Source organism: Bradyrhizobium sp. UNPF46, from assembly GCF_006658625.1.
Taxonomy (GTDB): domain Bacteria; phylum Pseudomonadota; class Alphaproteobacteria; order Rhizobiales; family Xanthobacteraceae; genus Bradyrhizobium; species Bradyrhizobium nitroreducens.
This window is the reverse complement of record NZ_LFJB01000012.1, coordinates 95,630-117,974: the sequence shown is the minus strand read 5'-3', so window position 1 is coordinate 117,974 and position 22,345 is coordinate 95,630. Positions and strand designations below refer to the sequence as shown.

At 64.0% G+C, this 22,345-nt stretch carries 20 protein-coding genes; 12 read left to right on the top strand and 8 right to left on the bottom strand.

Annotation, left to right across the window (positions count from 1 at the left end; translation table 11 throughout):
* Window positions 1-16 precede the first annotated feature (16 nt).
* Genes UNPF46_RS07320 through UNPF46_RS07305 form a run of 4 tightly spaced genes read left to right on the top strand, consistent with a single transcriptional unit; the run spans window position 17 to window position 3,490 of the window.
* On the top strand, window positions 17-862 hold the full coding sequence (locus UNPF46_RS07320) for an ABC transporter ATP-binding protein (RefSeq protein WP_142249534.1): 846 nt from the start codon (window positions 17-19) through the stop codon (window positions 860-862).
* Entirely contained in the window at window positions 859-1,644 is a 786-nt protein-coding gene (locus tag UNPF46_RS07315) for an ABC transporter permease (protein WP_100179573.1), read from the top strand. Before UNPF46_RS07320 ends, UNPF46_RS07315 begins: the two co-directional genes overlap by 4 nt.
* The gene (locus UNPF46_RS07310; RefSeq protein WP_181769827.1) at window positions 1,644-2,408 is read left to right on the top strand and encodes an ABC transporter permease; all 765 of its coding nucleotides are present in this window, start codon (window positions 1,644-1,646) and stop codon (window positions 2,406-2,408) included. The genes UNPF46_RS07315 and UNPF46_RS07310 overlap by 1 nt, the downstream gene beginning before the upstream one ends.
* Before the next feature lie 35 nt (window positions 2,409-2,443).
* Window positions 2,444-3,490, top strand: a complete 1,047-nt coding sequence (locus tag UNPF46_RS07305) for a 2,5-dihydroxypyridine 5,6-dioxygenase NicX family protein (protein ID WP_100179571.1) — start codon at window positions 2,444-2,446, stop codon at window positions 3,488-3,490.
* Here UNPF46_RS07305 and UNPF46_RS07300 read toward each other — a convergent pair.
* From UNPF46_RS07300 to UNPF46_RS07280, 5 genes are read right to left on the bottom strand one after another with little or no spacing between them, the layout of a single operon-like run.
* Window positions 3,487-4,479, bottom strand: a complete 993-nt coding sequence (locus UNPF46_RS07300; RefSeq protein ID WP_142249523.1) for a 3-hydroxybutyryl-CoA dehydrogenase — start codon at window positions 4,477-4,479, stop codon at window positions 3,487-3,489. The two genes, UNPF46_RS07305 and UNPF46_RS07300, sit on opposite strands and share 4 nt — an antisense overlap.
* A gap of 3 nt (window positions 4,480-4,482) precedes the next feature.
* Window positions 4,483-5,571 carry an NAD/NADP-dependent octopine/nopaline dehydrogenase family protein gene (locus tag UNPF46_RS07295; RefSeq protein ID WP_100179569.1) on the bottom strand — a complete coding sequence of 363 codons (1,089 nt, stop codon included), beginning with the start codon at window positions 5,569-5,571 and terminating at the stop codon, window positions 4,483-4,485.
* Window positions 5,568-7,094: a class I adenylate-forming enzyme family protein gene (locus UNPF46_RS07290; protein ID WP_142249522.1), complete on the bottom strand. Its 1,527-nt coding sequence runs from the start codon at window positions 7,092-7,094 to the stop codon at window positions 5,568-5,570. Before UNPF46_RS07290 ends, UNPF46_RS07295 begins: the two co-directional genes overlap by 4 nt.
* A gap of 2 nt (window positions 7,095-7,096) precedes the next feature.
* Complete coding sequence (locus tag UNPF46_RS07285) at window positions 7,097-8,386, bottom strand: acyl-CoA dehydrogenase family protein (protein WP_142249521.1); 1,290 nt, start codon at window positions 8,384-8,386, stop codon at window positions 7,097-7,099.
* A gap of 12 nt (window positions 8,387-8,398) precedes the next feature.
* Window positions 8,399-9,196, bottom strand: coding sequence for an alpha/beta fold hydrolase (locus tag UNPF46_RS07280; RefSeq protein ID WP_245448446.1), 798 nt, complete (start codon window positions 9,194-9,196; stop codon window positions 8,399-8,401).
* Window positions 9,197-9,408: 212 nt separating this feature from the next.
* Between UNPF46_RS07280 and UNPF46_RS07275 the strand changes: the two genes are divergently transcribed.
* The 4 genes from UNPF46_RS07275 to UNPF46_RS07260 all read left to right on the top strand — a co-directional run bounded on the left by UNPF46_RS07275 (window position 9,409) and on the right by UNPF46_RS07260 (window position 14,789).
* Complete coding sequence (locus UNPF46_RS07275) at window positions 9,409-10,170, top strand: SDR family NAD(P)-dependent oxidoreductase (RefSeq protein WP_142249520.1); 762 nt, start codon at window positions 9,409-9,411, stop codon at window positions 10,168-10,170.
* A gap of 30 nt (window positions 10,171-10,200) precedes the next feature.
* Complete coding sequence (locus tag UNPF46_RS07270; RefSeq protein ID WP_142249519.1) at window positions 10,201-11,037, top strand: enoyl-CoA hydratase family protein; 837 nt, start codon at window positions 10,201-10,203, stop codon at window positions 11,035-11,037.
* Between the two features lie 97 nt (window positions 11,038-11,134).
* Window positions 11,135-13,486, top strand: a complete 2,352-nt coding sequence (locus UNPF46_RS07265; protein ID WP_142249518.1) for a bifunctional salicylyl-CoA 5-hydroxylase/oxidoreductase — start codon at window positions 11,135-11,137, stop codon at window positions 13,484-13,486.
* A 52-nt stretch (window positions 13,487-13,538) separates the two neighbouring features.
* Window positions 13,539-14,789, top strand: coding sequence for a flavin-dependent oxidoreductase (locus tag UNPF46_RS07260; protein WP_100179561.1), 1,251 nt, complete (start codon window positions 13,539-13,541; stop codon window positions 14,787-14,789).
* A 7-nt stretch (window positions 14,790-14,796) separates the two neighbouring features.
* Here UNPF46_RS07260 and UNPF46_RS07255 read toward each other — a convergent pair whose 3' ends face one another.
* Complete coding sequence (locus tag UNPF46_RS07255; RefSeq protein ID WP_100179560.1) at window positions 14,797-15,252, bottom strand: cupin domain-containing protein; 456 nt, start codon at window positions 15,250-15,252, stop codon at window positions 14,797-14,799.
* 28 nt (window positions 15,253-15,280) lie between these two features.
* A complete protein-coding gene (locus UNPF46_RS07250; RefSeq protein ID WP_142249517.1) occupies window positions 15,281-16,453 on the bottom strand; it encodes an ABC transporter substrate-binding protein in 1,173 nt (390 codons plus the stop codon).
* Between the two features lie 249 nt (window positions 16,454-16,702).
* Between UNPF46_RS07250 and UNPF46_RS07245 the strand changes: the two genes are divergently transcribed.
* From UNPF46_RS07245 to UNPF46_RS07235, 3 genes are all read left to right on the top strand, one after another.
* Window positions 16,703-17,221, top strand: coding sequence for a MarR family winged helix-turn-helix transcriptional regulator (locus UNPF46_RS07245; RefSeq protein ID WP_181769826.1), 519 nt, complete (start codon window positions 16,703-16,705; stop codon window positions 17,219-17,221).
* A gap of 146 nt (window positions 17,222-17,367) precedes the next feature.
* On the top strand, window positions 17,368-19,059 hold the full coding sequence (locus tag UNPF46_RS07240) for a benzoate-CoA ligase family protein (protein ID WP_142249516.1): 1,692 nt from the start codon (window positions 17,368-17,370) through the stop codon (window positions 19,057-19,059).
* A gap of 19 nt (window positions 19,060-19,078) precedes the next feature.
* A complete protein-coding gene (locus tag UNPF46_RS07235) occupies window positions 19,079-19,537 on the top strand; it encodes a RidA family protein (protein ID WP_142249515.1) in 459 nt (152 codons plus the stop codon).
* Between the two features lie 6 nt (window positions 19,538-19,543).
* On the opposite strand, the gene UNPF46_RS07230 is transcribed toward UNPF46_RS07235, so the two are convergent.
* Window positions 19,544-20,272, bottom strand: a complete 729-nt coding sequence (locus UNPF46_RS07230; RefSeq protein ID WP_100179557.1) for a CBS domain-containing protein — start codon at window positions 20,270-20,272, stop codon at window positions 19,544-19,546.
* Between the two features lie 202 nt (window positions 20,273-20,474).
* On the opposite strand from UNPF46_RS07230, the gene UNPF46_RS07225 reads away from it, so the two are divergent.
* Window positions 20,475-22,337 carry a PHA/PHB synthase family protein gene (locus UNPF46_RS07225; protein ID WP_142249514.1) on the top strand — a complete coding sequence of 621 codons (1,863 nt, stop codon included), beginning with the start codon at window positions 20,475-20,477 and terminating at the stop codon, window positions 22,335-22,337.
* Window positions 22,338-22,345: the final 8 nt, after the last annotated feature.

Here is a 22,345-nt window from a genome sequence, read left to right as displayed (position 1 = left end):
TAAGGCGAGCGACGGAATGACGGCAGTGCCTGCGAGATCGAGCGAATGGGTGAGACCGGTGACATCACAAGAGCCGGCTTCTGTAATCATCGAGATCGACCATGTCTCGCAGGTCTTTCAGACTTCGGCGCGCAAGGATCATGTGGCGCTTTCGGATATTTCGCTGACGATCGAGGAAGGAGCCTTCGTTTCCATCCTGGGTCCGTCGGGCTGCGGCAAGTCGACACTGCTCTATATCGTCGGCGGCTTCGTCAGCCCGACCAGCGGTGCGGCGAAAATGAAAGGGCAGGCCATCACGGGGCCGGGTCCGGATCGTGGCCCGGTCTTCCAGGAATTCGCGCTGTTTCCGTGGAAAACCGTGCTCGGCAATGTGATGTATGGCCCGTGTCAGCAGGGCGTGCGCGCCGCCGAGGCCGAAGCGCAGAGCAGGGCGTTGATCGAGATGGTCGGCCTCAAGGGGTACGAGAATTTCTATCCCAAGGAGCTGTCGGGCGGCATGAAGCAGCGTGTGGCGCTGGCGCGGACGCTGGCCTACCATCCTGAAGTCCTGTTGATGGACGAACCGTTCGGGGCGCTCGACGCCCATACGCGGACCCGCCTGCAGAACGATCTGTTGAACATCTGGGAACGCGACCGCAAGACAGTGCTGTTCGTCACCCATTCGGTCGACGAAGCGGTTTTTCTCTCCGACAAGGTCGTGATGATGTCGAAATCTCCCGGCCGCATCCGCGAGGTCATCGACATCGATCTGCCGCGGCCACGCCGCCGCAACGAGCTGTTGCTCGACCCGCGCTATCAAGAGTACGTCGTCGATATCGAGCGCATGTTCGATGAAAGCGACGAAGCCGGGCCTGCGTTATGATGTCACCGGCCACCCTGCTCAGACGAGCCGCTCCGGTGCTGGCCTGTATCGGGTTGCTAGCGGTGTGGCAGTTTGCCTCGCTTGTGTTGAAGAACGACAGCTTCCCGACGGCGATTGAAGCGATCCGCGCGATTCCCGATATTCTCGGCGACAAGGAATCCCTGATCAACATCCTGGCCTCGCTTCGCCGTATGGCGCTCGGGTTCGGCGTGGCGGTGCTGGTTTCGATTCCGCTGGGCCTGTTGATGGGACGCAGCCGCAGCGTCGCGGCGTTCTTCAATCCGCTTCTGATGGTGATTTATCCGGTGCCGAAGGCCGCCTTGATGCCGATCATCATGCTGTGGCTGGGCGTCGGCGACGTCACCAAAACCTTGGTGATCTTCCTCGGCGTCAGCCTTCCCGTGATTTACCATAGCTTCGAGGGTGCCAAGGCCGTCGAGGAGAAGATGCTGTGGTCGGGCGCCGCGATGGGTCTGTCGCCGGCCCAGCGCCTGGTGCGGATCGTGCTGCCGGCGGCGCTGCCGGAAATCCTGACCGGATGCCGCACGGGCCTGGTCCTGGCGCTGATCACGATGATCACGAGCGAGATGATCGCCCGCCAGTCCGGTGCCGGCAACATCCTGTTCAATGCCCTCGACATGGGCCAGTACGACACCGTCTTTGCGATGATCATCATCGTGGGCGCCATGGGAATTTGCTTCGACGCGATCTTTGAGAGGGTTCGGGCCAGGCTCGTGCGGTGGTCGGAGCCTCAGTTCGACCTGCCGCTGAGCTTCTCGTGATGGCGCGCCTTCTCTCCCCAAACGTCCTTCTCGGGATCGCCCCGATCGCACTGGTCATCGCCCTGTGGCAGGGGCTGGTGTCCTTCGGCTTCGCGCCCGCGGTCTTGCTGCCGCCGCCGGGCTTCGTCTTCAGCCGGCTGCTGCAGCAGCTCGTGACATGGACGTTCCAGCAGGAGATCGCGGCAACGCTCATCCGGCTGTTCGCCGGATTCGCGATCGCGGTCGTGCTCGGTGTCGGTATCGGCATAGCCGCAGCCGCCAGTCCCGCGATCAATGCCGTCGTGCGGCCGATCGTCCGTGTCTTGGCCCCGCTGCCCAAGGTCGCGCTCTATCCGGCACTTCTGCTGCTGCTCGGATTCGGCCACGGATCGAAGATCACCCTGGTGACCGCGGACGCGCTCTTTCCCATTCTGCTCTCGACCTATTACGGTGCTTCCACTGTTGAGCAGAAACTGATCTGGTCGGCCATGGCGGCGGGAACGCCGCGCTTTCAAATCCTGTTCAAGGTCGTGCTGCCGGCCGCGATGCCGTCGATCCTGACCGGCTGCAGGATCGGGCTTGTCATTTCCTGCATCGTGGTGTTTCTGGCCGAGATGATCACGTCGACGGACGGATTGGGGCACGCGCTCGTGACCGCGGCGCGAACTTTTCAGGCCGTCGACATGTTCGTACCGCTGATCACGATCTCGCTGTTGGGGTTGATTCTGAACGCCCTGCTGGGCGCCCTGCGATCTTACCTCCTGCGGGGTTTTCCAGAAGCGTGATCCGAACGAAGAAGAAACAAGACCGGGAGTGACCCATGCTGGCAGATCGCATCGAGGCAAAATGGATCGACGCATTTTGCGAGATCTTTGAGCGATGCGCCGTCAAGGCCGGCGATACCGCCGCAATTCTCTCGGAGACGCAGTCGCGCGCGTTGAATGTGCATCTGGCGGAGCTCGCCCTGTTGCGCATGGGCGCGCGGCCGTTTCACGTAGTGATGCCGACGCCGCGTAACCGGAATATCGTTCCGGTTCGTTCGACGGGAGCGAGCGAGGCCATCCAGAAGCTGGGCCCGGTCATCACCGCCCTGCAGCAGGCCGGCTTCGTGGTGGATTGCACCATCGAGGGCTTGATGCACGCGGTGGAGACGCCGGAGATCCTCAAGGCCGGCGCGCGAATTCTGGTGATTTCGAACGAGCACCCCGAGGCGCTGGAGCGGATGGTGCCGGATTCCGCGCTTGAGAAGCGCGTGCGCGCGGCGGCCAAGATGCTGCGCGCGACCAAGCGGATGCGGGTAACGTCGAAGGCCGGCACGGCGCTGGATATCGACATGGTCGGCGCGTCCACGGTCGGCGTGTGGGGTTGGACCGACAAGCCCGGCACGCTCGCGCACTGGCCGGGCGGAATCGTCGTCAGCTTTCCGAAGAGCGGGACCATCAACGGCACGCTGGTGATGGCGCCGGGCGACATCAATCTGACGTTCAAGCGATATTTGACATCGCCAGTGACGATGACGCTGAAGGACGACTATGTCGTCGAGCTGGCGGGTGAGGGCACGGATGCGGCGATGATGCGCGCCTATCTCGCCGCCTGGGGCGACCGCGAGGCCTATGCGGTCTCGCATGTCGGCTTCGGCATGAATCCGGGCGCGCGCTACGAAGCGCTGTCGATGTACGACCAGCGTGACACCAACGGTACGGAAATTCGCGCCGTCTCCGGCAATTTCCTGTTCTCGACCGGCGCCAACGAATTCGCCGGCCGCTATACGGCAGGCCATTTCGATCTGCCGATGATGGGAACGACCATCGAGCTCGATGGCGTCGCCGTGGTGCGGGAAGGCGTGCTTCAGGACGTCTTCGGTTAGCCGCGGTCGAGCACGGGCGGCCGGGCGAGGTCGAAGTGCCGGAGCAGGTCGACCATGGCCTGAAGCCGTTTCACGCGATACGCATCCACATCCATCCCGGAGTAGTCGAGGAAGCCAGCGCCCGTGCGCAGGCCGATCCGCCCCTCATGCATGTTGCGGGAAATGACCTCCGGCGCCCGATAGCGGTCGCTGGCGAGCGCGCCCTCGAGGTAACGGCTCGCGTAGTACAGGATATCGCCGCCGCCCCAGTCGATGAACTCGAGCAGCCCGAGCACGGCGTAGCGGAAGCCGAACCCGTAGCGGATTGCCTTGTCGATCTCCTCGGCGCTGGCGACGCCTTCCTCGACCATGCGTGCGGCTTCGTTCATCGCCAGCGCCTGGATACGCGGCACGATGAAGCCGGGCGTCGCTGCGCAGACAACCGGAACCTTGCCGATGCCTTCGAGCAGAGCCTTGACCTCGTCGATGATGGCAGGATCGGTGGCTTTCCCGGGCGAGACCTCGACAAGCGGAATGATGTAGGCGGGATTGAGCCAGTGCACGTTGAGAAAGCGGCGCGGGTTCACGATCGCGCCTGAGAGATCGTCGACAAGGATGGTCGACGTCGTCGATGCGATGATCGTATCGGGGCCGACCTGCTGGGAGGCCGCCCTCAGCACCTCGCGTTTGAGTTCGACGACCTCAGGAACGCCTTCGAAGACCATGCCGGCCTCGGCCAACGCCGCGCCGCTCTGGCTCGCCGGCACCACCGAGACCCGCGCGATCAGCGGATCCACATCCGCCTCGGTCAATAGCCCCAGCGTCGACAGGCTAGCGAAGGTCTTCCTGACCTCACCGAGCGCGTCCGCCTCCAGCTTGGCGAAGTCCTCCGGAGAGCGAGCCTTGACGTCAATCATCGCGACCTTGTGCCCGGCGTAGGCGAACGCGACGGCAATCCCACGGCCCATGCGGCCGGCCCCGAGACAGGCAATGTGGGCGCGACTGGTCATCGGTCAGAATCCATTGCGAAGCAGCGTCTGAAATTCGGCCTTGCTGAGCTTGTCGAGCCCCAGCGTCCCGAGCGTGCGGCCGCCTTGCGCAAAATCCTCGCCGCAGATCGCGCCGCCGATCGACAGGAAGGCCTTGGCTAGAGGTGTGGACACGCCCGCGAGGCCGGCGACGGAGACCAGCAGCGACAGTCCAAGCCGCAGATCCTCGCGCATGTAGCGATGCTCCGTCAGCACGATCCGCTCGCGCCAGTCGCCGGAATCGGTCAGGCGGTCGTGCGAGCCGCGGCCATACATCCAGATCTCGCCTTGCTTCGCGTAGTGATGAGCGAGCGGGAAATGCGGCGCGCCGTAGCCGAGCGCCTCGCGCACCGCGATCCGCTCGGCATCGAGCGCGTCGGTCACCCGCCGGATCGCGGCTTGCGTACCTTCCTTATGGATATCCCAGCGTTCGAAATGTTCGATCGGGCCTGCATTCATCACGATCAGCGGCGGATGGATGATCGGGCCAGCATTCATCAGTGCGCCGGACAATGCGTCTCCGCATGGCTCGATCGCGTCGGGAAAGGCGCGTCCGATCACTTCGAGCGCGTGCGGCGCCCGGTCGAGCGGAAACACCCCGACCGGCAGCCGCTTGGCGCGGATGGTGATCGCGACCTCGAACGGCCCGTGCTTGCGGGTGAGCCACGGCAGCGTGCCGGTTTCGGCGAAGCTCGCCTTGGCATGGTTCCCCGCGTCGTTCGCAGCTTGGGCGAAGATCATCGAGCCGAATGTCGCCGGCGGCAGGAAGACGACCTGGTCGTCCCGCAGATGTGGGGCGAGCAGGCGGGCGATATCCGGTTGCGCGAAGGCGGGAGCCGGACACAGGATCAGCTCAGCGCCATCGACGGCCTCGGCCATATCGGCCGTGACCAGCGCGAGCCTCACGTCGTGGCGGCCGTTGTGGTCCTTGACCAGGATGCGCGCGTCGGCGGCGCGATGCGCCGCGACCTGGTCGGCATCGCGGCGCCAAAGCCGCACCTCATGCCCTGAGAGCGCAAAATCGCCTGCGGCCGCGAAAGAGCCGTTTCCCCCACCCAGAACAGCGATCTTCAAGATGCTTCTCCTTGCGCGCGTGACTGCGCATCGAGCTGCTTCAGCAGGAAATGCTGGACCTTGCCCAGCGCCGTCCGCGGCAAATCCGTGACGAAGACGATGTCGCGCGGAAGCTTGTAGCGCGCGAGTTGCGCCTGAAGGTGGAACCTCAGTTCGTCCGCTTCGAGCCGGCGACCGGATCGGGGAATGACGTAAGCGATCGGCACTTCGTCCCAGCGCGGATCTGGCCGTCCGATCACGGCGCATTCACTGACATCGGGGTGCTCGAGCAGGACACGCTCGACCTCGGCCGGGTAGACGTTCTCGCCGCCCGAAATGATCATGTTCTTCTTGCGGTCGCGAACCCAGAAATAGCCGTCGGCGTCGCACAGGCCGATATCGCCGGTGCGATACCAGCCGTCGTGCAGCGCCTCGCGCGTTGCAGCTTCGTTGCCCCAATATTCGAAGAACACGTTGGGTCCGCGCACGGCAATCTCACCTGGCGTGCCCGCCGGCACCTCGTTACCGGAATGATCGACCATCTTGGCCTCGCAGCACAGGCCGGCAAGTCCGGTCGATCCCGGCCGTGAGAGATCGCCGCCAAGGCGTGTATAGACGGCGATGGGGCAGGTCTCCGTGGAGCCGTAGACCTGAAGCACGGGAACGTCGCGCGCGACGAAGCGCTCGATCAGGTGCGGCGGCACGATGGTCGAGCCTGTGGCGACGGCCCTGAGTGACGACAGATCGGTGGTCGCCCAGGCGGGATGCTCGCTGACGGCCTGGATGATCGCCGGCACCATCACGGTCAGCGTCGGCCGTTCGTTCTCGATCGCGGAGAGCGCCGTGTCCGGCGTGAAGCGGGCGTGGATCGTGACCGTCGCACCGAGCTGGAGCGCCGGCGTGGTCTGGATGTTGAGGCCGCCGACATGAAAGAACGGCAGCACGGTCAGCACGTGGTCGTCCGACGTCATGTTGTGCATGTGCTGGCTCATGACGCCGTTCCAGAACAGAGCCTCCTGGCGCAGCACCGCGCCTTTCGGCCGCCCCGTCGTTCCCGAGGTGTAGACGATCAGCAACGGGCAGGCGAGATCGGTGTGCGGATTGCGGCTGGTGCCGTCGCTGCGGGCCAGCAGGCTTTCGAACGTCGTACCGCGAGGCGGCGAGAAGTCGAGCCCGACAACGGATGTCCCCGATGCAAGCTCGGGAAGAATGCCCTCGAACGCTCGTTCGAGCACCAGCACCTTTGCACCGGCGTCGGTGAGAATGAAGAGCTGCTCGGCGACCGCGAGCCGCCAGTTCAGCGGCACCAGCATCGCACCCAGCCGTGCGCATGCGTAGAGCAGCACCAGATAGTCTGGCCGGTTCAGGCTCAGGATCGCGACGCGATCGCCGCGGCCGACACCCAGCTCCTGCTTCAACGCCGTCGCGGTCCGTTCGATGCGCGCGCCGAATGCCGCATAGCTCAGCCGCTCGCCTTCGAAGGCAATGGCTGTCTTGTCTGGCGCGAACGCCGCGTTGCGATCGATCAGACTACAGAGGTCCACCGTCAGTCGTCCGTCTCGCCGGCCTCGTACAGCGCCTCGCGCCCGATTCGGTCGAGGCAGAGCTCGGCCGTCCAGGGCAGCATCAGCGAGCCGCAGCGGCTGTCGCGATAGATCCGCTCCAGCGGCAGCGAGCGAAGCATGGCCTGGCCGCCGCAGGTACGGATCGCGAGCGCCGCGAGCTCGTTGGCCCCTTCCATCACCGAATATTGCGCGGCATAGGCTCGCAGCACCTGCTCCTTGCTCGGATTGGCGCAGGCTTCCGTGACCGCCTGGAACCAGATCCCCTTGATCTGCTCTAGCTTGATCTGCATCTGCGCGACCGCGATCTGCTTGGTCGGGTACATCCGCCGCTTGACCGGCGGCATGCCCGGCACTTCGCCGCGCAGATAACGCACGGTGAAGTCGTAGGCGGCCTGCGCGAGGCCCATATAGGTCGGCGACAGCGTCAGGAACATGTGCGGCCAGCGCATCGCGGCCTGGAAGTAGACGCCGCGCGGCATCAGCGCGGAATCCTCGGGGACGAACACGTCCTTGAACAGCAGCGTCCGCGAAACCGTTCCGCGCATGCCGAGCGGATCCCAGTCGCCGACGACCGAAACGCCTTCCGATTTGGCTGATATCGCGAGGTAAAGCGTGTTGCGGCGAGACGCCTTCTCGCCTTCCTCGATCTCGGTGCAGAGCACGCCGTAATAGTCGGCATGACCGGAGAGCGATGCAAAGATCTTTTTGCCGTTGACGATCCAGCCGCCTTTGACCGGCTTTGCCTCCGTGCCAAAGGCGACGCCGCCGGCGGCCGCCGCACCGCCCTCGGAGAAGGGCTGCGAATAGATCGCGCCGTCATCGACAATGCGCTTGTAATGAACCGCGCGACGCCGCTCGTGTTCCGCGCGGGTCTCGGCGTCCATGTCGAGATCGTCGGCCAGCGGGCCCGACCACAGGGTCGAGCAGACGTGCATGTTCCAGGTCAGCGCCGTTGCACCGCAATAGCGGCCGATCTCGGCCGCCGCCAACGCATAGGTCTGGTAGTTCGCGCCGAGTCCGCCGTGCTTCTTGGGGACGGCAATGCCGAGCAGACCGACGCGGTGCAGATCGCGATAATTCTCTGTCGGGAAGATCGCCTCGCGATCGTAGGTGGCGGCGCGACCGGCGAACACGCTCTGCCCGATCTCCCTCGCGCGCGCAATGATGCCGGCTTGTTCGTCACTGAGGCGGAAGGCGACGGGATCAAAGATCGGGGCATCCAGCGCGACCTTGCCGGTTGCGCCAATCGTCTTGCTGACTTGCATGGTCATCGCGCAATCACCTTACGCTTTGGTCGTCACGGAATCGAGGAAGCGGCCGAGCGCCGCGTCGAAGGCGTCGGGACGCTCGAGGTTGGCGAGATGGCCGACGCCGGCGAGCTCGACATATTCAGCCCCAGGGATGTAGGTCGCCGTTTTCGCCATCATCGGCGCGGGGGCATTGTTGTCCTTGGACCCTGACAGCAACAGGGCCGGAACGGAGATGTCCTTCAGCGTGCTGCGCTGGTCGAACCCGATCAAGGCCAGCATCATGGCGCGATAACTCGCTTCGGGCACGCTCCCCATGCACGCGCGCGCAAGCTCCATTCCCCTGGGATCCGGATCGTCGCCAACGAGCTCCTTCACCAGCGAAGGTGCCAGCGACCTCATGGTCTCGCCGCGATCGAGCGGGCCGAGCCGCGCCGCGATGAAGGATCTCTGCCAATCGCCGTCGGCCTTGCCGAAGGCAGGACTGGTCTGCGCCAGCACCACCGCGCGGGCCAGTTTCGGGAACTGCACCAGCCATTGCTGGACGATCATGCCGCCGATGGAATGGCCGACCACAATGGGTCTCGTTGCACCAAGCTGTTCGATGAATTGCTGGAGTGCATCTGCCAGGGCAGCGATGCTGACGCTCGCGAGCGGTGCCGAGCCACCATAGCCCGGCATGTCCCAAGCGATGGCGTGGAAGCTGCTGCCGAAAGTCGCCAGCTGCTGCCGCCAGCTCCGGGCCGCCCCGCCGATGCCATGCAGGAAAATCAGAGGGATCGCGCCCGGATCGCCTGCGGCTTCATAGGCGAAGCGTCCGTCCTTTGTTATCATTGGTACAGGCTGCGACACGCGACATCCTTCTGCTCGGCCCATGGATGCTAACAGGCCTTGCGGCGATGGGAAGCGATAATTTTATACTTAAAGCAATTTCCGGGCCGTGTTTCGTGGCGCGGCATTCGCGCCGGCGAGCGGCGCCTTCATTGCAAAAGTTTGAAGGTTAAAATATATCGGAAGACGATCACGAGATCCGAGGGAGCCAGCGCATGTCCGGATTGCCGCATTCGCCGCACGCGCTGGTGACCGGTGGCGGCCGCGGCATCGGTCGAGCGATCGCGGCGGCTCTCGTCGGTGCCGGCGCCACTGTGACGATCGTCGGCCGGAACGTCGCGGCCCTCGAAGAGGCCGTCAACGCAGGCGCTGCGCATTTTGCGGCTGCCGCCGACGTCGCGAACGAGATCGCTCTGAAGGCCGCCATCGCCGAGGCCCATGCGCGCAAGCCGATCGATATCCTGATCGCAAATGCGGGCAGCGCCGAATCCGCGCCGTTTGCAAAGTCGGACAGTGCCCTGTTTGCGCGCATGATGGACATCAATTTCATGGGCGTCGTCCATGCCATCCACGGCGTGCTGCCGGGTATGAAGGATCGTCCCTATGGCCGTATCGTCGTGATTGCGTCGACGGCGGGCCTCAAGGGCTATGCCTATGTCAGCGCATACACTGCGGCCAAGCACGCCGCGGTCGGGCTCGTTCGTTCGCTTGCCCTGGAGCTCGCGGGCAGTCATGTGACCGTGAATGCCGTTTGCCCCGGATTCACCGATACCGATCTCGTCGCCGGCAGCATCGACAACATCATGAAGAAGACGGGACGAAGCCGCGAGCAGGCCATCGCCGAGCTCGCCAGGCACAATCCGCAAGGGCGCCTGATCGCGCCTCAAGAGGTGGCGGATTCCGTGCTTTGGCTGTGCGGGCAGGGCGCCAGCGCAATCACCGGACAGGCAATCGCAGTCGCAGGCGGCGAAATCTAGCGGCGCGCAACAGACACCCAAGGAGATCGCATGAGCAGACCAGCCAATCCTGTCACCGTGCCGCTCGCGGATTACTCGCCGCAGCATTTCCTGCTGGCCGTGGTCGACGGCGTTGCGACGGTCACGCTCAATCGTCCCGAGCGGAAGAATCCGCTGACATTCGAAAGCTATCGGGAGCTGACCGATTTCTTTCGTGCCTGCGCCTTTGACGACGCCGTCAAATCCATCGTCGTGACCGGTGCCGGCGGCAATTTCTCGTCCGGTGGCGATGTGTTCGAGATCATCGGCCCGCTCGTGAAGATGGACACCAAGGGGCTGACCGCCTTCACGCGGATGACCGGCGATCTCGTCAAGGCGATGCGGGCCTGCCCGCAGCCGATCGTTGCCGCAGTCGAGGGCATCTGTGCCGGCGCCGGTGCGATCGTCGCCATGGCCTCGGACATACGCCTTGCGGCGAGCGGCGCCAAAGTGGCCTTTCTCTTCAATAAGGTGGGGCTGGCCGGCTGCGACATGGGGGCTTGCGCGATCCTGCCGCGGATCATCGGGCAGGCCCGTGCATCCGAGCTGCTCTATACCGGCCGGTTCATGACCGCGGAGGAGGGCGAGCGCTGGGGCTTCTTCAGCCGGATCGTGACATCGGAGCAGGTGCTGCCCCAGGCGCAAGTTCTGGCGAAGCAGATCGCGGAAGGGCCGACCTTCGCCAACACCATGACCAAGCGAATGCTGGCGATGGAATGGGCAATGTCGGTTGAGGAGGCCATCGAGGCGGAAGCCGTTGCCCAGGCTCTGTGCATGACCACGGCCGATTTCGAGCGCGCCTTCGAGGCCTTCGCCAACAAGGTCAAGCCGGTCTTCCGGGGCGACTAGGCCGCGCCTTCTGAAGCGAAGTGAGCAGCGGGGACTTGCGTCAAATTATTTTAGGCTTAAAATAGTTTTCATGGCCGGGTGAATTGGCGAGGCTCCCATGAAAGTCGCGATCATCGGTGGCGGACCTGCGGGTCTCTACGCTGCAATCCTGCTCAAGAAGCAGCGCCCGGGCGCCGACATCACGGTGTACGAGCGCAATCGCGCCGACGACACGTTCGGCTTCGGCGTGGTGTTCTCCGACGCCACGCTGGACAATTTCGAGAAACACGATCTTCCGAGCTATCGCCGCATCACCCAGGAGTTCGCCTACTGGGACGATATCGCGGTGCATTTTCGCGGCACGGTCCACCGGGTCGGCGGCAACGGATTTTGCGGCTGCTCGCGGCAGAAGCTGCTGCTGATCCTCCAGGAGCGGGCGCGCGAGCTCGGCGTAGTGCTGCATTTCGAAGCCGACGTCGATGACGAATCCCGCTTCGCCGATGCCGATCTCATCCTGCTCGCTGACGGCATCAACAGCCGCTTCCGCGAAAAATACGTCGATCATTTCCAGCCGGAAGTCGATCTGCGCACCAACAAGTTCGCCTGGATGGGCTCGACCAGGCCGCTCGATGCCTTCACCTTCATCTTTCAGGAGACGGAGTGGGGCCCGTTCATTGCCCATGCCTATCAATACGAGGCAGGGCACTCGACCTGGATTTTCGAGACCGACCCTGCAACGTTCGAACGCGCCGGTTTGACCGGCCTGAACGAGACCCAGTCCGCCGCCCGCATGGCCGAGATATTCGGCTGGTTCCTCGATGGCCACAAGCTGCTCACCAACCGCTCGATGTGGCGGAATTTTCCGATGATCCGCAGCAAGCGCTGGGTCAAGGACAACATGGTGCTGCTTGGCGATGCCAAGGCAAGCGCGCATTTCTCGATCGGCTCCGGCACCAAGCTCGCGATGGAAGATGCCATCGCCCTGGCCGACGCGATGGAGAAGGCATCTGACATCAAGGCCGCGCTCGACGTCTACGAGCATGGCCGGCGTGAGGAGGTCGAGAAGACGCAGCACGCTGCAGATGTCTCGCTGGTCTGGTTCGAGCATGTCGACCGCTTCTGGGATTTCGATCCCGTGCAGTTCGCCTTCGGCGTGATGACGCGCTCGAAAGCGATCACCTACGACAATCTCAAGCTTCGGGCGCCCGATTTCGTCGCCGAGGTCGAGAAGTCCTTTGCCAAACAGGTTCGCGCCGGCGGCTTTGACGTCGACACCGAAAAGCCTGCAGTGCCGCTGTTCCAGCCGTTCCGGCTGCGCGAGCTGGAGATCGCCAACCGCGCCGTGATGTCGCCGATGTGCATGTACTCGGCCAAGGAAGGCGTGCCGACCGATTTTCACCTCGTCCACTACGGATCGCGTGCGATCGGTGGCGCCGGCCTCATCTTCACCGAGATGACCTGCGTCAGCCGCGATGCCCGCATCACGCCTGGCTGCGCCGGCCTGTGGAACGATGAGCAAGAGGCCGGCTGGCGTCGCATCGTGGATTTCGTCCATGGCAATTCGGCTGCGAAGATCTGCCTTCAGCTCGGGCACGCCGGCCGCAAGGGCGCGACCAAGCTGATGTGGGACGGCATCGACCGTCCTCTGGACGAAGGTGGCTGGGACGTGGTCTCGGCGTCACCGCTGCCTTATTTCCCCGACAGTCAGGTGCCGCGCGAGCTCGATCGCGCCGGCATGAATGCGGTGCGGGATTCCTTCGTCGCGGCGGCCGAGCGCGGCGAACGCTGCGGCTTCGACATGCTGGAGCTGCATTGCGCCCACGGCTATCTGCTCGCGAGCTTCATCTCGCCGCTGACCAACACCCGCACGGACGAGTATGGTGGCTCGCTGGAAAACCGCTTGCGTTTCCCGCTCGAAATCTTCGAGGCGCTCCGCGCGGTGTGGCAGTCGCACAAGCCGATGTCGGTGCGTATCTCCGCGACCGACTGGGCGGAAGGCGGCATCACCGGCGACGATGCGGTGGCCATTGCGCGCGCCTTTGCCGAGGCCGGCGTCGATCTCGTCGACGTCTCGACCGGGCAGACCGTGCGAGATGCGCAACCGGTCTACGGCCGCATGTTCCAGACGCCGTTTTCCGACCAGGTCCGCAACGAGGCGCGGGTGGCCACGATGTGCGTCGGCAACATCACGACGGCGGACCAGGCCAACACCATCCTGGCCGCGGGTCGGGCGGACCTCGTCGCCCTTGGCCGGCCGCATCTGGTCGATCCCTTTTTCACCATGAGGGCGGCGGCCTGGTACGGCGCAAAGGACGCGTACTGCCCGCCGCAATATCTGCCCGGAATGGATCAGATTTTCCGCAACAGCGTCCGCGATCGCCAGGACCTGGAGGAGCTGCGGATTAAGGCTAAGCCCAAGACCCGGGCCGAGCTCAAGGCGGAGGCGACAAAGCCGCTTGCGGCGGAGTGACCGCCCGTGCGACGTTAACCCATTGCCTGTGTTTTGAGTGGAGTAAGGGGCGATGAAGGCGATTATCGTCGGTGGTGGTATCGGTGGTCTCACCACCGCTTTGATGCTGCGCTCGCGCGGCCTCGACTGCGAGATTTTCGAGCAGGCCGACACCATTCGTGAGCTTGGCGTCGGCATCAACACGCTGCCGCATGCCATGCGCGAGCTCGCCGGGCTGGGCCTGCTCCAGAAGCTCGACGACGTCGCTGTTCGCACCGACCAGCTCTATTATCTCAACCGTCACGGCCAGGAGGTCTGGCGCGAAGCTCGCGGGATCGATGCCGGCCACGACGTGCCGCAATTCTCGATCCACCGCGGCCGCCTTCAGGGCGTCATCCACCGTGCGGTCGAGGAGCGGCTCGGAGCTGATGCCATCCACACCGGTTGCAGGCTCGGCGCCTTCACGCAGGACGAGGGTGGCGTCACCGCCTATTTCTTCGATCGCGCCGGCGCGCATGTTCACACCGCGCGCGGCGATATCCTGATCGGCGCCGATGGCATTCATTCCCGCGTTCGCGAGACGCTGTTTCCGAACGAGGGGCCGCCGTGCTGGAACGGCCTGATGCTGTGGCGCGGCGCGCGCGACTGGCCGCTGTTCCTCACCGGCAAATCGATGATCGTGGCCGGTGGTCTCAATGCCAAGGTGGTGATCTATCCGATCGCGGAGGGATCGAGCCCGGCGAGCCGCCTGACCAATTGGGCCGTGCTGGTGAAGGTCGGCGAGGGCAATGCTCCGCCGCCGCGCAAGGAAGACTGGTCACGGCCGGGCCGCCGCGAGGAGCTGATGCCCCATGTGGCCCGCTTCTCGGTGCCCTATATCGACGTGAAGAGCCTGATCTCCGCGACACCCGAATTCTACGAGTATCCGACCTGCGACCGCGATCCGTTGCCCTATTGGTCGTCCGGACGCGTCACGCTGCTCGGCGATGCCGCGCACCCCATGTATCCGGTCGGCTCCAATGGCGCATCGCAGGCGATCCTCGATGCGCGCTGCCTTGCGGACGCGCTGGTGCGCGCCGAGCATCCGCGCCAGGCCTTGCTCGAATACGAGAAGAAGCGCCTGCCGATGACGGCGGATATCGTTCGTTCCAACCGGCGCGGCGGCCCCGAGGGCGTTATCGACGCCGTCGAGCAGCTCGCACCCGACGGCTTCGACAATGTGGACAACGTGCTGAGCTATTCCCAGCGCGAGGCCATCGTGCGCGGCTATGCCACCAAGGCGGGCTTCGCCGCCGTACCGGGGCTCGCGGCGGTGCGCGCCTAATGCGCGGCTAGCCGCCGGGCGGCGGCGGCAGGAAGTGGATGTTGAATTCGGCCGCCATCGCCACCACGTCCTCCGGCTTCTGTTCCTTCATGTTGTGAAGGCCCCAGAACAGGTCGAACAGCTTCTTGGTCGGCGAGACCCAGAACAGCACCTTTGCGGTCTGCTCCGACTTGTTGAAGATGCCGTGCGGCACGCCCATGCCGAGCCGGATCAGGTCACCTGCGGTCGCCTGCGCCTCCGAATTGCCGAGCATGAAGTCGAGCTTGCCTTCCAGCATATAGAGATATTCGTCCTGGTCGGGATGAATGTGCGGCGGCACGAACGTGCCTGGCGGCAGCGTCGCGTGCCAGGAGAAACTGTGCTCGGTCTTGCTCTTCGGCACATAGGTCTGGCCCAGAATGTTCCAGGAAATGCCCTGGATGCCCTCATTGGCCCGTGTGATGCCGGTGATTTCGCTGCTCATTGAAGTCCTCCCGTAACCCATCGCGGCTTTAGTTCGCCGCCTTGCAGTCCTTGGCGTAGCGGTCGCCGTAGTTCTCGAAGACCTTCTGCACGATCTCGGTCTGGAACTTGCCGTCCGGACGCTTGGCGACCTTGGTCAGATAAAAATCCTGGATCGGATAGCCGTTGGTGTTGAACTTGAAGGCGCCGCGCAGCGAGGTGAAATCAGCCTTCTTCAGCGCGGCCTGCACGGCGTCCTTGTTCGACAGGTCGCCCTTCACGGCCTTGACTGCACTGTCGATCAGCATCGCGGCGTCGTAGGCCTGGAAGGCGTAGGTGCCGGGCACGACGTTGTAGGCGGCCTCATAGGACGCCACGAACTTCTTGTTCTGGGGATTGTCGAGGTTGGGCGCCCAGTTCGCCCCGCCAAACATGCCGACGGCCGCATCCTGCTGCGCCGGCAGGGTCGATTCATCTACCGTGAACGCCGAGAGCACCGGGATGCTGTCGGCAAGGCCGGCCTGCCGATACTGCTTGACGAGATTAACGCCGAGGCCGCCCGGCATGAACGTGAACAGTGCATCGGGCTTCTGCGAGGAGATCTTGGAAAGCTCCGGCTGGAAATCCAGCGTGTTCAGCGGCATGTAGGATTCTTCGACGATCTCGCCCTTGTAGTCGAGCTTGAAGCCCGCCACCGAATCCTTGCCGGCCTGATAGTTCGGCACCATCAGGTACATGCGCTTGTAGCCGCGATCCTGCGCGACCTTGCCGAGGATCTCGTGCACCTGGTCGTTCTGATACGAGGTCACATAGAAGAACGGGTTGCAGTCCTTGCCGGCGAATGTCGACGGACCGGCATTGGGGCTGATCAGGAAGGTTTTCGATTCCGTCACGGGCCGATGGATCGCCTGCAGGATGTTGGAGAAGATCGGGCCGACCACGAAGTCGACCTTGTCGCGCTCGAGCAGGCCCTTGACCTTGGTCACCGCCGCATCCGGCTTCAGCTCGTCATCGGCGACGATCACCTCGACGTCGCGGCCGCCCATCTTGCCGCCGAGATCCTTCACCGCGAGCGCAAAGCCGTCGCGGACTTGTTGGCCCAGTGCAGCGGCAGGCCCCGACAGGGTTACGACCACACCCAGCTTGATCTTTTCCTGCGCCACGGCTGGATTGAGGGCGGTGCCGACGAGCAAGGCTGCGGCCAAGGTCAATTGCGTCTTCATGATCTGTCCCCGTGACATCGGGCTTGCGCTGCAAGCCGCGTACTCCAATCCAAGCTTATGCCGATGATGGCTGCCGCGGCAAGCAAGCTCGAAGCGCCGCCATTCGTGCGGGCAGCGCGCATGCAAGTGGCGCGCCAATTATTTGAAGCCTAAAGAAGTTGACGTGCGGTCGATTGTTGCAGCTTTGGGCTTGCGGCCGGACCCGATTTATTTGAAGCTCAAAATGTTGGGGAATCCGTGCCGGCGCCAATGCCCGCCGAGAGTGACTGCACCGCGATGCTCGATTCCGAGACCAAGGCCGTCGAAACGCCGGAAGATCACGCCGACGAACTGCGACTGTGGTTGCGCCTGCTCACGTGCACGACGCTGATCGAAGGCGAGGTCCGAGGCCGGCTGCGGCAGCGCTTCGACGTCACGCTGCCGCGTTTCGACCTGATGGCGCAGCTCGACAAGGTACCCGACGGCATGACGCTGTCCGATGTCTCCAAGCGCATGATGGTGTCGAACGGCAACGTCACCGGTCTCGTCGAACGTCTTGTGGAATCCGGCCATCTCGACCGGCGGACGTCGGAGACGGACCGCCGTGTCCAGGTGATCCGCCTCACAAAGCTCGGTCGCGCCGAGTTCCGCCGCATGGCTGCGGAACACGAGACCTGGATCGCCGATCTGTTCGCCGACCTCTCGCCGAAGGACGTGCGCGAATTGATGCGGCTGCTCGCCAAGACCAAGGCGTCGGCGCAGAAATCGGCCGCCCGCCGCCGGCCGTAAGCGCTGGGCGAGCAATCCGCCCAATCCCTTTGCCACAGGAAAAAGCACGCCATGCCCAAAATCCGCTATTGCGCCGAATTGTTTTAAGCCTAAAATGTTTTCCAGATCGTGCTGCCGGGTGCAATCCATGCTGAAAGGAGCGTGCGATGGCCAACGCCGCCAAGGTTCAAGTGACGGGCTCGCATGACGGCAACGCCGCGACGGCCCATGTCGATACGTTCGCGCGGCAGCATCTGCCGCCGCGCGAGCTGTGGCCCGAATTCATCTTCACGCGGCCCGAGCTGGACTATCCGCCCCGATTGAACTGCGTCAGCTACTTCCTCGACCGCTGGGTCGAGCAGGGCCATGGCGACGCGCCCTGCGTCATCAGCCCCGCAATCAGCTACACCTATCGCGAGCTGCAAGCGCTGGTGAACCGCATCGCCAACGTGCTGGTCGGCAAGCTCGGTCTCGTCGCCGGCGGTCGCGTGCTGCTGCGCTCTGCCAACAACCCGATGATGGTTGCGACCTATCTCGCGGTGATCAAGGCCGGCGGCATCGTGGTGGCGACCATGCCACTGCTCCGCGCCAAGGAGCTGTCCTACCCGATCCAGAAGGCAGAGATTACGCTGGCGCTGTGCGACGGCAAGCTCGCCGAGGAAATGGAGAAGGCGAAAGCGGCTGCGCCGAATCTCGAGCGGGTTGTTTATTGGGGCAATGGCGCGCCGGACTCGCTCGAAGCGCTCATGGCGGACGCGAGCCCGGAGTTCAATGCCGTCGACACCGCCTCCGACGACGTCTGCCTGATCGCTTTCACGTCGGGCACGACAGGTAATCCCAAGGGCACCATGCATTTCCACCGCGACATGCTCGCGGTCTGCGACGGCTATGCTCGCAACATCCTGCGCGCCGAGCAGAAGGATCGTTTCGTCGGCTCGGCGCCGCTCGCCTTCACGTTCGGTTTCGGCGGCGTGCTGTTTCCGATGCACATCGGCGCCTCCTTCGTGGTGCTGGAGAAGACGACGCCGGACGACATTCTGAATGCGATCGAGCAGTACAAGACCACGGTCTGCTTCACGGCGCCGACGGCATACCGTGCCATGATCGGCAAGCTCGCCGGCCGCGACATCTCCTCGCTGCGAAAATGCGTCTCCGCCGGCGAGACACTGCCCAAGCCGACCTTCGATGCCTGGCTCAAGGCCACCGGCCTCAAGCTGATGGACGGCATCGGCTCGACCGAGCTGCTGCACATCTTCATCAGCGCGACCGAGGACGAGATTCGCCCGGGCGCGACCGGAAAGCCGGTGCCGGGCTACGAGGCGAAGATCGTCGACGACGACGGCCGTGACCTGCCGCCGGGCACGATGGGCAAGCTTGCCGTGCGGGGGCCGACCGGCTGCCGCTATCTCGCCGACGAGCGCCAGCGCAAATACGTCCAGAACGGCTGGAACATCACCGGCGACACCTATCTGATGGATAGCGACGGTTATTTCTGGTACCAGTCCCGCTCCGACGACATGATCGTGTCGGCCGGCTACAACATCGCGGGCACCGACGTCGAGGCGGCGCTGCTCACGCACCCGGCGGTTGCCGAGTGCGGCGTGGTCGGCGCTCCAGACGAGGCGCGCGGCATGATCGTGAAGGCCTATGTCATCGCGGCGGCCGGCGTGACGCCGGATGCAAAGCTCGTGGCCGAGCTGCAGGAGCATGTCAAACGCGAGATCGCGCCGTACAAATATCCGCGCGCCATCGAGTTCGTGGCGCAACTGCCAAAGACCGAGACCGGAAAATTGAAGCGCTTTGCCCTGCGGCAACTGGCGCAGGCTGCGGTGACGTCCTCAGGCGTCGCGGCGGAATGAGAGGGATGGAGAATTGTCCGTGACGACGCCGAAAGGCCCGCAGCTCGCAGTGCTGTCGACCGCCGCCGAGGATGACACCCGTTCGCGGGTGCAGGTGCTCCAGCCGTCGGGGTGGCCGATGCCGAAGGGCTATGCCAACGGCATGGCCGCCGAGGGACGCATCGTCGTCACCGGCGGGGTGATCGGCTGGGATATCGAGGAGCGTCTCGCCGACGGCTTCGTCGCACAGGTGCGCCAGACCTTGAGCAACATCGCCGCGATTCTGGCTGAGGCCGGCGCGCGGCCCGAGCACCTCGTGCGGTTGACCTGGTACGTGGTCGACATGGACGAGTACCTGTCCAACCTGAAGGAGCTCGGCAAGATCTACCGTGCCGTCTTCGGCGCGCATTACCCCGCGATGGCGCTGGTGCAGGTGGTGCGCCTGGTGGAGAAGGCGGCGCGCGTCGAGATCGAGGCCACCGCCGTCATTCCGCGCTGACGCGCGTCAGCTCGCCTTGGAGAGCTCCTCGTCCTCGGGCGAATTCAGGTAGATGCCCGACATGGTGTCGACCCAGCACAGATGGTCGTGCACCTTCTTCACGCCCTCGACGTTCTCCGCAGCGACGATCGCGGCCTGCCGCGTGCGCTCTTCGGTGATGACGCCGCTGAGGTGAACGATACCGTCACGGACGATGACGTTCAGCCCGAAGGGGCACCAGTCGTTCTTCTCCATGCTGTCGATGATGCGGCTGCGAATGTGGTCGTCATCGGCCGTCGGATCCCGCACTTCGCGCGCAAGCCCCGCCACCGCCTGCAGCAGATTGGCCCGCGATACGATCCCGACGACCTTGTCGCCGCGCACCACCGGTAGCCGCTTCACGTTGTTGCGCTCCATGAGGTCGACGATCTCGGCGAGCGCGGTATCCTCCGTGATGGTGACGACCGAGTCGGTCATCACTTCCGCGACCTTGCGGCCATGCTCGTGGACGAAGTCGCTAGCGGATTTGCCCGGGCCGAGGATGAACCGCAGCCAGCGCCCACGCTTGCGCCCGGTGCCGATTTCGCTGCGGCGGATGAAATCTCCTTCCGAAACGACGCCAACCAGCTTGCCGGTATCGTCGACGACCGTGAGACCGCTGACATGCCGCTTGAGCATGATATTCGCCGCCTCGACGATGCTGGTGTCGGGGGTAACCGAGATGACCGACCGGGTCATGATCTGGTGGGCGCGCATGGACAACTCCGCTGGCTTGTTCAATTTCGATGCACGAAAACTAGCTCGGGTATCGAGGTGCGGTTTGACTCAGGTCAATTAGGTGAAGCCGATCTCCTCGATTAAGCAAACGTGATCTGGCGGGCGGGATTTGATGCAGCTCAACCCCTATGCGAAGCTTGGTCATATGCTGTTTCAGTTAGACCGACAGGAACATTTAGCCATGAGCGTCGTCCAGATCTTTCCCCGGACTGAAGAAGAAACGGCGGCGCTGGCTCTCCCCGTCAGTCCAGCCGCTCCTCCGGAAGCCGCGATGACGAGTTCCGAGAAGCCTGCGCTTGCGCCGACGCCGGTTGCCGCCGAGCCTTTGCCTGCATCAGAGCCATATCCCCTCGACCGCGCGTTTCACGCGATGCTGGCGCGATTCACGGGCGGCATTTCGCCGCTGGCCTTGTCGCTCGCTTGGCTCGACTGGAGTTCGCATCTCGCAGCGGCGCCGCAGCGCCAGATGGAGATTTCCCGCAACATCTTGCGCGACACCGGTCGGCTGGCTGAAGCAGTCGCGCACGCGACGTCGCCGGAGCAAAAGCCTTGGTCCGTGATTCAGCCGCAGTCGCGCGATCGCCGCTTCAGCGGGCCACAATGGGAGACTGCGCCGTTCAATCTGCTGGCGCAGGCATTCCTGCTCGGAGAGCGTTGGTGGCACGATGCCACGACTGGCGTGCGCGGCGTTTCGCATGCCAATGAAGCGATCGTCGAGTTTTCGATTCGTCAGATGCTGGACATGCTGGCGCCGTCGAATTTCGCGGCGACCAATCCCAAGGTGCTGGAGAAGGCGTTCCAGAGTGGAGGGGAGAATTTCGTCTTCGGCTGGCAGAACTGGTGCAGCGACCTGATGCGCCTGCTCTCCAACGCAAAATTGACAGATGACGCGCAGTTCGTGGTCGGCAAGACGGTGGCGGCGTCACCCGGCAAGGTCGTTTACCGCAACGAGCTTATCGAGCTGATCCAGTACCATCCGACCACGGCGCAGGTCCGGCCCGAGCCGATTCTGATCGTGCCGGCTTGGATCATGAAGTACTACATCCTCGATCTCTCGCCGCAGAACTCGCTGGTCAAATACCTGACCGGTCAAGGTTTCACCGTGTTCGCGATCTCCTGGCGCAACCCGGATGCGAGAGATCGGGATCTCGCCTTCGACGACTATCGCAAGCTGGGCGTCATGGCCGCGCTGGACATGATCGGCCTGATCGTACCGGGCCGAAAGATCCATGCGCTCGGCTATTGTCTGGGCGGCACATTGCTGTCGATCGCCGCCGCCGCGATGGAGCGCGACGGTGACGACCGCTTCGGCACTATCACTCTCCTCGCGGCCCAGACCGACTTCACCGAGGCCGGAGAGTTGACGCTCTTCATCAATGAGAGCCAGGTAGCCTTCCTCGAAGACATGATGTGGCAGCGCGGCTATCTCGACACGACGCAGATGGCCGGCGCCTTCCAGCTGCTGCGCTCGAACGAACTGATCTGGTCGCGTCTGTCGCACGACTATCTGATGGGCGAGGTCGCGCCGCCGAATGATCTGATGGCCTGGAATGCGGACGCCACGCGGCTGCCGTATCGCATGCATTCGGAATATCTGCGCAAGCTGTTCCTCAACAACGATCTGGCCGGAGGTCGCTATCACGTCGGCGGCCGGAGCGTTTCCCTGTCCGATATTCACGCGCCGATGTTCGTGGTCGGCACGCTCGCCGATCACGTCGCCCCATGGCGATCCGTCTACAAGATTCACTATCAGGTCGATGCCGACGTGACGTTCCTGTTGACCAGCGGCGGTCATAACGCCGGTGTCGTTGCGCCTCCAGAGGAGGCCGGCCACAGCTATCAGGTGCTGACCAAGGCGGAGGACGCGCCCTATGTCGGTCCGGACGAATGGCTGAAGCTGGCTCCGCACGTTGAGGGGTCGTGGTGGCCGGAATGGACCAATTGGCTGGCGGCGCGCTCCGGCGCGCCCTGCGATCCACCGCAGATCGGCGTTGGAGACGCTGCGGACCTGCCCGATGCACCAGGGAACTACGTCCATACCTAGAGCATTTT